The sequence below is a fragment of the Amycolatopsis sp. NPDC089917 genome, assembly GCF_040684635.1.
Lineage (GTDB): Bacteria > Actinomycetota > Actinomycetes > Mycobacteriales > Pseudonocardiaceae > Amycolatopsis.
This window is the reverse complement of record NZ_JBFBGL010000020.1, coordinates 20443-32543: the sequence shown is the minus strand read 5'-3', so window position 1 is coordinate 32543 and position 12101 is coordinate 20443. Positions and strand designations below refer to the sequence as shown.

Here is a 12101-nt window from a genome sequence, read left to right as displayed (position 1 = left end):
TCAAACGTGAATTCGATCACCAGTGAATTCGTGATCGGGTTTACGCGGAGAGTGAACGGGCATCTGTGAGCAGTTTCGGCGCGAATTCCACCGAACTGACGGCGAAGGCAAACTGGTTTCGGCGCCGCTTCTTTTGGGGAAAACCCAGTCCTGACAGGCACTTTCCGGGAGTGGCGGTCGAGCTTTTCTTCGAGCGGACCATTTTGAGCGAAAACATGCGATCGGCCAAGAAGAATCTGTTCGTGCTCAAGGAAAAAAGAGAATCCATGAGATCTCGTGGAGGCCGTCGAACCCGCGGCGAACACCGGACTGTCCTGATCGCCCGGTTCCCGGACGCACCTGGCGACGGCCGAGTCACTCCGTCATTCGGGTGGGCGAGCAGGCTGTCCGTAGACCTGGATGGCCTTTATACGGCCGTCGGAATCCGGTGTAGCGTCGTGGCGGCATCGTGAGGTCGCGTCACGACCCGGCCCCTGTCGGAGCGGGACCTCAGACGGGTCAACGGAATCCGAGGAGAGCACTCCTGTCAGCGGGCAAGAAACGACCTCCCCCGAGGTCACCCGGTTTCCCGCGTTCTGACGGGTGTGGACCGACCCGACCACGTCGTGCGTGGGCTATTTCCTGATTGGCGACTTCCAGTGCCAGCCACAGAACGAGAAGCATGCATCGCCGAAGCCACCGCAGACTTGTCGAACCGCGCCGCGGATTTCGACGCTCTGGATCTGCTTCACGATCTGACCTATCACGCGAACGTCCTCCTGCGGGTTCAAGCCGCCGGCACCACCGTTGTGGATGATCGCGGCCAGGTGCACTACGCCACCGCGTCCGACGAGCGGTGCCGTGGGCTGGAGGAGGTCCAGGTCGCGCTCGGCGAGGGGCCTTGCCTGGACATCGCCCGCACCAACGCGGTCCTGCCGCCGATCGGGTTCTGCGCCGGCAGCCCGGGGGCGGCGCACTGGCCCCGCTTCGCCCCGCACGCTCGCGAAGCGGGGGTGGTCGCCATCGCGGCGGTGCCGTTGCGCACCAGGGACACCACGGTGGGCGCGCTGAACCTGGTGAGCACCGGGCAGCCGGTGATACTCGTGACGGATCTGCGCATCGCCCAAGCCTTCACAGAAGCGGCCATGGGTTGCTTCGCGCATCACCACCGGCTGACCGGCCTCAAGCAGGTCGTCACCCAACTCGAGGGAGCGCTGCACAGCCGGGTCGCGATCGAACAGGCCAAAGGCGTGCTGTCCGAAAGTTTCCACATCCCGCTGGACGAAGCGTTCGCCCGGCTGCGCGGGTACGCCCGCGGCCGGCGCATGAAACTCAGAGCGCTGGCGACCGACGTCGCCCACGGCCGTGGTCCCTCCGAACTGCACCTTCAGCGATGACGGAACGCCGCTCAGTCCTCCACGGGTTTCGTCCAGGCGACCTGGACCAGTCCGGTCCCGTGACGCCGTGAGACCAGTACGCCCCGCCCCGCGGGCTGAGGGCCAGGCTTGACGTCTCCGAGCAGCGCGCCCTCGTCCCGTGAGCCGGACATCACCAGACCGGGTGAACCCAGCTCGCGAATCCGCTGCAGCACCGGTTCGAAGAGCGAACGCCCGGCGCCGCCGCTGCCGCGCGCGACGACGAGGTGGAGTCCGATGTCCCGTGCCTGCGGCAGGAATTCCAGCAAGGGCAGCAACGGGTTCCGGCCAACGGTCGCGACCATTTCGTAGTCGTCGACGAGCACGAAAAGATCCGGCCCCCGCCACCACGACCGGTTCCGCAACTGCTCGGGCGTGACCTCCGAACCGGGAAGCCGGTTCCGCATGGCCTGCTGGCATTGGTCGACCAGCCCGGTCAACGCCGTTTCGGAACCCGCGTAGCCGAGCAGATGCGATTCCGGTACCGCGCCCAGCATCCCGCGCCGGTAGTCGGCGACCACGATCGCCGCTTCCTCCGGCGAGTACTTCGAGGTGATGCCTTGCGCGATCGCGCGCAGGAGCGAACTCTTCCCGGATTCCACGTCGCCGAAGGCCACGAAATGCGGTTCGGTGGCGAAATCGAGGTGCACCGGCCGCAGATTCGATTCCGCGATGCCGAGGGTGACCTGCTTGCGCGGCCCGGCCTCCAGCGAGTCCAGCGGCACCTCGGCGGGGAGAAGACGCACGGCGGGCGCCGGACTTCCCTTCCAGGCCGCGGAAATCCGCCGGTTCAGATCCAGGCCACCGGCGCCGACCGTGTCCGGCCGCTGGTCCGAGTCGATGCGCGGGAGCGCCGCGAGGAAGTGGAGCTTGTCGGCGGTCAGTCCGCGTCCCGGCCGGTCCGCCGGGACGTTCTGCGCGATCTTGCGGTCGATCAGCGAGTCCGCCGGCTCACCGAGCCGCAGTTCGAACTTGGTGCCGATGGCGTCGCGCAGCGGCGCCCGCATCCCCATCCACTGGTTGATCGAGACGACGACGTGGATGCCGAACCCGAGCCCGCGCGACGCCAGGCTGGTGATCTGTTCCTCCAGCTGTTCGTACTCCTGGCGGATCGTGGTCCAGTTGTCCACGAACAGGAAGACGTCGCCGAATTCCCGGCCTTCGGTGCTCTCCTGGAACTCCGAACGCCGCTGGCGGAACGTCGTGATCGACTCGATCCCGTTGGCGGAGAAGAACTCCTCACGCTGTTCGAGCAGGGTCGTCAGTTCCGCGACCACCCGGCGGCAACGCTGGGCGTCGCGCCGCGTCGCGTAGCCGGACACGTGCGGCAGCCCGGCGATCGGCGCGAGCGCGCCACCGCCCATGTCCAGCACGAACAGCTGGACCTCTTCCGGAGTATGGGTGAGCGCGAGCATCGCGGCGATGTCACGCATCAGCGTGCTCTTGCCGCTCTGCGGCGCGCCGACGATCAGCGCGTGCCCGGCGGCGCCGGAGAAATCGGCCCACAGCATGTCGCGACGCTGTTCGAAAGGCTTGTCCACCAGGGCGACGGGGATCATCAGCTTGCCGTTGCCGCCCCAGCCCAGCGGGCACAGCCCACGTTCGGGATCCTCGCCGAGCGGCGGCAGCAACTGGTCCAGGGTGGGCGGTTCGGCCAGCGGCGGCAGCCAGATCTGGTGCGCCTCCGGGCCTTTGCCTTCGATCCGCGAGATCATCGCGCCGATGATCGTCTCGCCGGTGCCCTTTTCGACCGGTTCCTCCGCCTCGACGGTCACCGGGATCTCCACCGGCGCCAGTGTGAACGGCATCAGACCGAGACTCTGCCCGTCCTTGCGCACGATCTTGCTGCGCGGCGGCAGTTCCCCCGAGACGTACGCGGCCTTGAGCCGGATGAGGGTGTCGTTGTCGGACTTCAGATACGCCGAACCGGGCACCGGCGGAAGCTGATAGGCGTCCGCGACTCCGAGCACCGCGCGGCTCTCCGACGCGGAGAACGTCCGCAGGCCGATCCGGTACGACAGATGCGAGTCCAGCCCGCGCAGCCGTCCCTCCTCCAGCCGCTGCGACGCCAGCAGCAGGTGGATCCCGAGACTCCGCCCCAGCCTGCCGATCGCGACGAACAGGTCGATGAACTCCGGCCGCGAGGACAACAGCTCGCTGAATTCGTCGATGATCACCAGCAGGGACGGCAGCGGCCGCAGGTTGACGCCGGATTCCCTGGCCTTTTCGTAGTCCCGCACCGACGCGTAGTTCCCGGCCGCGTGCAGAAGCTCCTGACGCCGCAACAGTTCGCCGTTCAGCGCGTCCGCCATGCGGTCGACCAGCGCGAGATCGTCGGACAGGTTGGTGATGACGGCACAGGTGTGCGGCAGCCCGGTCATGCCCGCGAACGTCGCGCCGCCCTTGAAGTCGATCAGCGCGAGGTTGAGCTTTTCCGAAGAATGCGTGACGGCGAGCGCGGTGACCAGCGTCCGCAGCAGCTCGCTCTTGCCGGACCCGGTCGCGCCGATGACCAGGCCGTGCGGCCCCATCCCGCCTTCCGCCGACTCCTTGAGGTCGAGGTCGACCGGTCTGCCCTCGGGGTTGATGCCGAGCGGGATCCGCAGCCGGTCCCGCGCCGAACGCGGCGCCCAGGTGACCGCGGTGTCGGTGTCGCGCGGATCGCCGATGCCGAGCAGCCCGGCCAGCCCGAACGTCGCCGACATCGGCGCTTCGCTGACCACCGCCGCCCCTTGGAACAACGGCGTCAGCATCCGGGCCAGCGCCTCGGCGGCCCCGCGGTCCAGTGTGTCCGGCGTGCCGAGGAACCCGAGCCGCTGCTCGGTCCCGTCGCCGACGACCATCCCGAGCTGCTCCGGGCTCGTGTGCAGGCTCAGCAGCCGTTCGCTCGACACCGCTCGCGGCTGTTCCGTGCCGATCTCCACCACCGTGACGCCGAGCCTGCCCTCTTCGGCGACGAGCCGCGCGTCGGCGAGGGTGAGCCCGCCGTCCACGATCACGACGACATGCGGAAGGTCCAGCCGGGAGTCCGGCCGCCGGGTGAACGCGGGCCGGTCGCCGAGGTCGGGGCCGAGGAGGTCGGCGAGCTTCCCGGAGTCGGCGTCGACGAGCCGCCGGGGACCGGCGGCGTCGGCGGCGGTGGAGGCGACGTGCGGCAGCCACTTCGCCCATTCCCAGTCGTGCAGCCGGTCGTTCTTGACGCAGAGCGCGATCCGCAGGTCGCCGGGAGAATGGAAGGTCGCGAGCTGGGTCAGCAGCGCCCGCGCGGTGCCGAGGGTGTCCGGGCGGCGGCCGGACAGGCTGACCTGCGCGAACGACCGCAGCGAGACCGCGACCGGGAGTCCGTCGACCGTCGAGTAGGTCCGGATGAAGTGCTTCAGGTTCGTCGAGCACACCGGGTCGAGGTCTTCCAGCGGCACGGTTTGCGGTGCCTTCAACGGCGTCGCGAGCCGCTGCGGGCCCGTCCCGACGCGCACCTGCGCGAACTGCGAGTCGGACCGGCGGCGATCCCACAGCTTCCCCGTCTCGATGTACGCCCACAGATCCACCGGGTCGGGCTGCAACGCCGCCATGGCCGCGCGCTGGTTGTCCGCGATTTCGCGGACCTGGCCACGCAAACCGGTGAGATATCGCTGGTAGTCCCGGCGCTCTTCGTTGATCTGCGCCTTCTTCGCCGCGCCACCGCGCCCGAGCGACATCACGACCATGCCCGCCATCGCGGTGAGGAACAACGCGCCGAAGATGTACGTCATCACCCCGCCGTCGCGTCCGATGTAGACGAACGACATGGCGCCCATACCCAGCATCATCGGCATGAACATCAGCAGCTGCATGGCTCCGCCGGAGGAGCCCTTCGGCAGCATCGGCGGGGACTGCAGGACGATTTCACCGGGCTGCTCGCCCAGGGCCGGCAGGCGGTCGCGAGGGGTGCTCATCAGGGTCTTTCTGGCCGCTTGTGGGTAATCCTGCCGATCATTCTGGCCACTCGTGCCGCCGTTGCGGTGGGTACTTTTGCCGTCCGCTCACGTCTGGTGGCGAACTTACGCTGCTGGTCAACGCAGACGTGGGGGAACGAGAAAAGGAGAGCCATGGTCGGCACGGGCGAGTACCGGGCGGAGCCCGAGGCCATGCGCTCGGCGGTCGGGAACCTGGGCGGCATCATCATGCAGGGCATCAATGTCGTCGCCGACCTCGAACGCACCGTCCTCCAGCCGATGTCGTTCGCCACGTTCGGCAGCGCGGTGGCGGCGGCCAACACGGCCATGCAGAGCCAGCAGGTGGTCGCGGTCCGCACGCTCCTGCAGCTGCTGCAGCAGATCAACGGCTTCATCAAGAGCAGCGCCGACGCCTACCAGGCAGCCGACGAAGCGGTCGCGGGCGGATACGGCGGCCGTCCGGGCGGCGGTGGCGCGGGGTCGACGTCGTCGATCTGGGGGAACTCGCACGCGTCCGAACTGGCGACGCTGGCCATCAACGACAGCGCCGGCGGCAACGGCGAACCGTCGTCGGTCGGGAACGTGCTGCGCTACCTGGGGGACGCGCAGCTGGGGCAGCTCGGTGACCACCCGATCACCGACACGCGGTTCCACGGTGTCTCGGACTTCAACGACTGGCTGGCCGGTGACGCCGACAACCAGGCGCGGGTCGGGGTCATCGAGGTCTACGCCGGAACGGCGCGCAACTTCGGGGACGTGCCCGGCGGGGTGCACAGCGGCGACGTCGTCGTGGTCGAACCGCTCCTGTTCTCCGACAGCAAGCCGATCATCGCCATCGCCGGAGAAGGCGGGCTGCTCTACAACCACGGAATCGTCCAAGCGGACATCAACGGCCTGGCGAAGGTCAGCGTCTACCGCCCGGCTTCCGTCTGACTTCCGGCCTGAGGAGCGACATGCTGACTTACCCGAATTCCAGCGCGATGGACGCCACGGCGTCCTCGGGCGGGCCGATCACCATCCTGCCGCAGATCCTCACCGGTCAGCCGGAGCAGATCGCGAAGCACGTGCTCGAGGTGCTCAAGAAGGCCAACGAGTTCCTCACCATGTACAACGAGGTGACGAAGGCCGCCGAGCAGCTGAAGAAGATCTGGTCCGGTGGCGCGTCGGACTCGGCGATGAAGAAGATCACCGACTCCCTGAACTCGCTGACCAAGATCATCCAGGTCGTGCAGAAGGGCGCGGAGCTGCTCGGCATGGCCGGGACGCTGATCAAAACGGCTCAGACCGCCTACAAAGCGGTGGTCTCGGCGGTGAACCCGACGGTCGCCGGCCTGATGTCGAATCCGTGGACCTACGGCGCCGCCGTCGCGCTTTCCACCGCCACCAGCGCTTCGCTGCGCGCGTTCATCACCGCGATCGGCGCGCTGCTGAAGGCGCTCGGCATCGTCGACCTCGCCAACCAGATCACGCAGATCGCCACCATCATCGGCGAGGTCCAGAAACTGTTCGGGCACAACGACGCCGGGGACAACGGCGCGGCGGGCAACTCGGCGGTCTCCGGCACCCCGGTCACCAACCCGCAGGCGCCGGGGTCGGTCGCCAGCGGTTCGGGCCAGGCCGCGATCGGCGGTTCCGGTGGCGGAGCGGGCGGCGCTTCCGGCGGTGGGACGACGCCGGGCGACGCACCCCCGTTCACCCAGTACCGGCCGCCCGCGCTGGGCGGCAACGGATCCCAGGGGAACTGGCCGGGTGGCGCCGACTCGTGGATCCCGGTGGACAGACCGGCGGGTGGCGGCGCGGGTTCGGGCTCCAACGGTGGAGCACTGCCGGGCGCGGGCAACGGGAACACGGTCACCATCACCACCGACCTGAGCACCGGCAAGTCCACCGTGCAGGCGCCGGGCGGTCAGGACATCGATATCGACATCGACATGAACTACGGCGGCAAGCACTTCGAGCAGCACATCGACATCGACGCAGGCGCGGATTCACCGGCGAAGGGCAGGTAAACCGTGTCGGGGAGCGGTGTGGTCGACGCTTCGGGCGTCGTCAGCTCGATCCTGTCGAATTACCGGCGGCTCGTGATCGAGTACCAGCGGCGGGTCACCGGTGACCCTTCGGCGCTGAGCGCGGCGGGACAGCGGTGCGGTGAGCGCGCCTCCACGGTTTCGGGCCGGGCGGACGAGATCGGCAAGGCGGCGAAGGCGCTCAACGCGTCCTGGGAGGGCGACGCCTACACCGCGTTCGCCACGTCCGCGGCGAAACTGAGCCAGGAACTCACCGAACTCGGCGCGAAGCTGAGCGACCAGTCGAACCGGCTGCGCGCGGGTGCTCAAGCCCTGCAGGGTGCGAAGTCCTGTGTGGACTCCATTCTCGCCCAGTTCGATCAGTACGCGGCGCAGCTCACCAGCCAGGCGCGGACGGCGAACGCGAACGCGGTCAACGCCTTCATCTCCGCCGCCCGCCAGCTCGGCGAACGGGCCGCGCAGGCGGCGCAGGAGATCGCCGACGAGCTGAGCGAAGAACTCGCGCGGCTGTTCCCGCCGGAGGGCACCGGCCGGATCGAGCACGAACTCGGCAAATGGGGCCGCGGCCCGTTGTACTGGCTCAACGGCGAGGCGCTCGACGGCCGCAAGCGCCCGCGCTCGCATCCTTCCTGGTTCGGCAATTCCGGCTGGAAGAAGCTCACCTGGGACGGTCTCGAAGGCACGCGCGCCCCGCGTGCCGGCGACACCCCGTTCGGCAGGCCGAAGCCGGACGGCTTGCGCGACAAGGCCTGGAACAGCACCGAGATCACCTACGCCAAGTGGAAGCAGGAACAGGACGGCTTCACCCCAGGGTGGGACGCCAAGGTCTCCTCGCAGGGCTGGGACGTCAAGGCGTCCGGTCACGCCGAACTGGCCGCCTTCAAGGAAGAACTCGAAGGCAAGAAGGAATGGGGTGTCGCTTCGGGCAGCGCCAAGGGGACCGCGTTCGTCGGCGGCGAGGTGAACGGTTCGCTCCAGGCGGGCGCGCACGGTGTCGGCGTGCACGCCAACGCCTTCGTCGGAGGTAAGGTCGAAGGCGAGCTCGCGGCGGACGTGGCCGGAGTGGGCGTCGGCGCGAGCGGCACCCTCCAATACGGACTCGGCGCGCAGCTCGACGGCCAGGCGGTCTACGACGCCGGGCACATCAAGGTCAACTTCAAGGCGGGCGTCGCCCTCGGTCTCGGCGCCGGGGTCGGCGCGAAGATCGACATCGACCTGCCGAAGATCGCGGACACCGTCGGCGAGTACGGCGGCGCGGCCGTCGACGCGGTGAGCGGCGCGGCCGGCCAGGCGGCGGACGCCGTCGGCGAGGCGTGGGACGACGCGGTCTCCTACGTGGGCACGTGGTGACGGGAATGAGTGCTATGGCGACGCAGGACCGGGTTTCCCTCCCGCTCGGATTCGACATCCCCGACGGCTGGGTCCCGGTCGAGCCGTCGTCCGTCGGCGCCGAGGGCGCGGTCTTCGTGGCCGTCCATCCCGGGACCGACGCGGAGTTCACCCCGAACATCACCCTGAGCGTCGGGCAGCGGCCCGACCAGGCGCAGATCACCGACATCGCCGACGAGGCCGTCGAACGCCTCGGCCGGTCGATGGCCGCGCTCGAAGTGGTGCGGCGCAAGGTGATCGGCACCGGGATCGCGCCGGGGGTGACGCAGGTGCTGCGCATCCGCACCGGCGAGGGACAGGACCTCGTCCAGACGCAGGTGCAGCTGACCGTGCCGGGGGAGAGCCCGGCCGAGCGGCTGATCCTCGAGATCGCCTGCACCGCAACGCCCGAGGCGGCCCGTGGCCTCGGCGACGACTTCCGGCGGTTCGTGGGCAGCGTCCACGTCCGGCGGGATTTCACCGCAGATGAAGGAGAAGATTCGTGACCACCGACCCCTACGCCATGCCGGACATGGACGAGTTGCTGGACCAGGTCCGCAAGCAGACCGAAGAGGTGCAGCGCATCCAGCGTTCGGTCGAGGCGATGGAGGTCAAGGCGCACTCGCGGCAGAACGAGGTCACCGTCGTGCTGCGCGGTGACGGCCGGTTCACCTCGATCGACATCGACCCGCGCGCGCTGCGCCAGTACGACGCGCGCAACATCTCGGAGATCGTGCTGGAGGCGGTCAACAACGGGCTGCAGAAACTGGCCGAGGCCAGCAGCGCGAAGTTCGCCCCGGTCATCGAATCCGCCAAGTCGATCGAAGCATGACGGCCGCGATCGCGGGCTCCACCCGGCGCGTCACGGTGGTGACACCGAGGGCGCGCGTCGACGTGGCGCTGCCGCAGCAGAGCACGTTCGCCGAACTCGTCCCGCAGCTCGTGCGGCTGGCGGGTGCTTCCGGGCAGGCGTCGGCCGAGCATCCCGGATGGGTGTTGTCCCGGCTCGGCGGCGCACCGCTGGCGCTCGGGCTGACGGTCGCCGCGGCGCAAGTGCGTGACGGCGAAGTCCTCCATCTGACCCCGCGGGAACGCCCGCGGGGTCCGCTGCTGTTCGACGACGTCGTCGACTCGATCGCCAGCGTCGCCGAGACCGGCACCGGCCGATGGGGACCGTCGGTGGCGCGCAAGGCGGGCATCGTCGCGTCCGTGGTGCTGTTGCTCGCCGGTGGCCTGCTGGTGCAGGCGGCGGCGTCCGGCAGTGTGCTGGCGCCGATCGGGACCGGGCTGCTCGCGCTGGTCCTGGTGCTGGGCGGCGGCGCGCTGAGCCGCGCGTACGGCGACGCGGAGGCCGGTGCCGCCGGCGCGCTCGCCGGGGTCGGTGCCGCGCTGCTGGCCGGGATGTCGATCCTGTCGCCGCATCCGCTGTTCTCCCTGTCGGCCGGACCGCTGGCCGCCGGGCTGGCCGTGGTGACCGTGTACGGCGTGATCGCGGCCGTTTCGGTGGCGGACCGGCTGCCGTGGTTCGTCGCGGTGACGGTGTCGGCCGGGTTCGGCGCGATCACCACCGCGATCGTCCTGCTGGCCGACGTCCGCCCGGTTTCGGCGGCCGCCGTGGTCGCCGTCGTGGCGACGGCGCTGGCCGCGGTGGCGCCGATGATGGCGCTGCGGCTCGGCAGGCTGCCGCTGCCGCGCGTGCCCGACGACATGGACGCGTTCCGCGCCGACGAGAACGCCTCGCTCGGCGAGGACATGATCGGCGGCACGACCTACGCGCAGGCGTTGCTGACCGGGCTGCTCGTCGCGCTCGGACTCACCGTCGTCTCGGCTTCGGTGGTCCTGGCGTCTTCCGGCGGGGCCTGGGAAGCGGGCCTGTGCGCGCTGCTGGGATTGGCGCTGATGCTGCGTTCTCGCGCGTTCGCCGGCCGTGCGCAGCGGGTCGTGCTCATCGGTTTCGGAGCCGCCGCTTTGGCCACGGCCGGTTTCTGGCTCGCCGCGAGTGGTCCGCGTTCGTTCGTCTTCGCCGCGGGCTGCGCCGTCGTCGTCGCGGCGGGCGTCTGTCTCACTTACGCGACCCGGGTCGCGAAGGGACGCCGTTCCCCTTACTGGGCAAGGACTCTCGACATCGTCGAGTTCCTGGTGCTGCTCTCGCTGATCCCGTTCGTCGGCATGATCGCCGGTGTCTACGAGGCCGTCCGGGGCTGACCCCCTTCACGCATTTCGGACGAAACGCGTTTTACGTCCGTGGAGGATTCCTTCCCTACCCTCAGAGAGGAAAGGAATCCTCCACGGACCGTCCCCTCAGTTCTCCAGCGCCAGCGGAAGGGTCCGCCGGACCGCCGCCGCGTGCCGTCCGTGCAGCGGGGTCACCGCGATCCCGCCGGGCCGCGCGATCTCCGCACCCGGTCGCCCGCCGACCCGGATGGTCACTTCGGACTTCTCCCGCCCGCCGGGCGATCGGTACAGCGTGTACGAAGTCGCGGTGAACGCCGAGCCCGGGACGTGAAGATCCAGCGTCCGCGCGAGATCCCGCTCCGAGCGGGGCCGGTAGCAGACCTGCGACGCGCCACCCCAGTCCCAGGAACGCCAGCCGTCCACGGGCGCGTCCTGGCCACTGCCGAGCGCGACACGCAGTTCTTCCGCCACCTCACCCGCTTCGAGCACGGTGCTCTCGAACCCGGCTTCGGCCAGCCCGCCCATCAGCGCCAGCGCCGCGCAGGCGGTGCTCCGCAGCGCGCCGAGTTCGCCGCCGCCCCGGGCGAGCGCCGCGATCGGCGCGTCCTCGGGCCGGTATCGGACGGTGAGCCAGCGAACCCGGAGCAGTGACTGTCCATTCGGGACCGTCCAGGTCAGCAGTTGCGCGCTGGACAAAGGGATCCCGGTGCTCCTGTACGCCTCGCGCAGGATGCCGGCCAGCGTGTCCGGGCCGGGCTGCATGGCGCCCGGGGTGAGCCGCACGATGGCGCTCCAGCCGTCACCGACCTCGGCGACGCCGAAACGGTTGCCCGCGCGGTCGACGTGCTGGCGCACCCGGACGGGACCGGCGAGCCGGTGCAGCGGATCGGGGACCTCGTTCTTGTCGCGACGCTTCAGCCGGTAGCCGGCCCAGGTGAGCAGCCAGCCCGCGGCGTGGCGTCCGGCGAACCGGACCGACGTCGTCAGCACGAGGACGCCCGCCGCCGCGGTGATACTGATCTGAGCGGCCTGCGGGATCCCGTCGACGGTGAAGGCCAGCAGGATCGCGATCCCGGCGATCTCCCAGAGCGCCGCCTGCAACGGGCGGATCGGCAGCAGCCAAGGCAGCGGCGCCGCGCCCGCGACGCCATGGGCGGGCGTCTGTTCCGGGGCCTGGCGGGGTGTCCCCACCGCCGGGGCTT

General features: G+C 69.7%; 10 protein-coding genes. 8 read left to right on the top strand and 2 right to left on the bottom strand.

The features are described 5' to 3' along the window. Positions 1-65: 65 nt before the first annotated feature. A complete protein-coding gene (locus tag AB0N89_RS16835; RefSeq protein WP_364205252.1) occupies positions 66-452 on the top strand; it encodes a hypothetical protein in 387 nt (128 codons plus the stop codon). Between the two features lie 234 nt (positions 453-686). Continuing rightward, positions 687-1376, top strand: a complete 690-nt coding sequence (locus tag AB0N89_RS16830) for a GAF and ANTAR domain-containing protein (RefSeq protein WP_364205250.1) — start codon at positions 687-689, stop codon at positions 1374-1376. 11 nt (positions 1377-1387) lie between these two features. On the opposite strand, the gene eccCa is transcribed toward AB0N89_RS16830, so the two are convergent. After that, the gene (gene eccCa / locus AB0N89_RS16825; RefSeq protein ID WP_364205249.1) at positions 1388-5329 is read right to left on the bottom strand and encodes a type VII secretion protein EccCa; all 3942 of its coding nucleotides are present in this window, start codon (positions 5327-5329) and stop codon (positions 1388-1390) included. 153 nt (positions 5330-5482) lie between these two features. On the opposite strand from eccCa, the gene AB0N89_RS16820 reads away from it, so the two are divergent. The 6 genes from AB0N89_RS16820 to eccD are packed head-to-tail and all read left to right on the top strand — an operon-like array spanning position 5483 to position 10929. Further along, complete coding sequence (locus tag AB0N89_RS16820) at positions 5483-6262, top strand: WXG100 family type VII secretion target (RefSeq protein WP_364205248.1); 780 nt, start codon at positions 5483-5485, stop codon at positions 6260-6262. A 20-nt stretch (positions 6263-6282) separates the two neighbouring features. Continuing rightward, a complete protein-coding gene (locus tag AB0N89_RS16815) occupies positions 6283-7338 on the top strand; it encodes a hypothetical protein (RefSeq protein ID WP_364205246.1) in 1056 nt (351 codons plus the stop codon). 18 nt (positions 7339-7356) lie between these two features. Next, positions 7357-8706 (top strand): WXG100 family type VII secretion target, encoded by a 1350-nt coding sequence (locus tag AB0N89_RS16810; RefSeq protein ID WP_364205244.1) that lies wholly within the window; start codon positions 7357-7359, stop codon positions 8704-8706. A 14-nt stretch (positions 8707-8720) separates the two neighbouring features. Beyond that, positions 8721-9230: a hypothetical protein gene (locus AB0N89_RS16805; protein ID WP_364205402.1), complete on the top strand. Its 510-nt coding sequence runs from the start codon at positions 8721-8723 to the stop codon at positions 9228-9230. Then, positions 9227-9556, top strand: a complete 330-nt coding sequence (locus AB0N89_RS16800) for a YbaB/EbfC family nucleoid-associated protein (RefSeq protein WP_005155307.1) — start codon at positions 9227-9229, stop codon at positions 9554-9556. The genes AB0N89_RS16805 and AB0N89_RS16800 overlap by 4 nt, the downstream gene beginning before the upstream one ends. Beyond that, the gene (eccD, locus tag AB0N89_RS16795; RefSeq protein WP_364205242.1) at positions 9553-10929 is read left to right on the top strand and encodes a type VII secretion integral membrane protein EccD; all 1377 of its coding nucleotides are present in this window, start codon (positions 9553-9555) and stop codon (positions 10927-10929) included. Before AB0N89_RS16800 ends, eccD begins: the two co-directional genes overlap by 4 nt. A 96-nt stretch (positions 10930-11025) precedes the next feature. On the opposite strand, the gene AB0N89_RS16790 is transcribed toward eccD, so the two are convergent. Beyond that, on the bottom strand, positions 11026-12090 hold the full coding sequence (locus AB0N89_RS16790; RefSeq protein ID WP_364205400.1) for a type VII secretion protein EccE: 1065 nt from the start codon (positions 12088-12090) through the stop codon (positions 11026-11028). Between the last annotated feature and the right edge of the window lie 11 nt (positions 12091-12101).

What these genes read in the sequence shown, in the direction of transcription:
- eccD (WP_364205242.1), top strand. Translation starts at nt 9,553, where the DNA reads ATGACGGCCGCGATCGCGGGCTCCACCCGGCGCGTCACGGTGGTGACA.
- eccCa (WP_364205249.1), bottom strand. Translation starts at nt 5,329, where the DNA reads ATGAGCACCCCTCGCGACCGCCTGCCGGCCCTGGGCGAGCAGCCCGGT.
- AB0N89_RS16805 (WP_364205402.1), top strand. Translation starts at nt 8,721, where the DNA reads ATGGCGACGCAGGACCGGGTTTCCCTCCCGCTCGGATTCGACATCCCC.
- AB0N89_RS16815 (WP_364205246.1), top strand. Translation starts at nt 6,283, where the DNA reads ATGCTGACTTACCCGAATTCCAGCGCGATGGACGCCACGGCGTCCTCG.
- AB0N89_RS16820 (WP_364205248.1), top strand. Translation starts at nt 5,483, where the DNA reads ATGGTCGGCACGGGCGAGTACCGGGCGGAGCCCGAGGCCATGCGCTCG.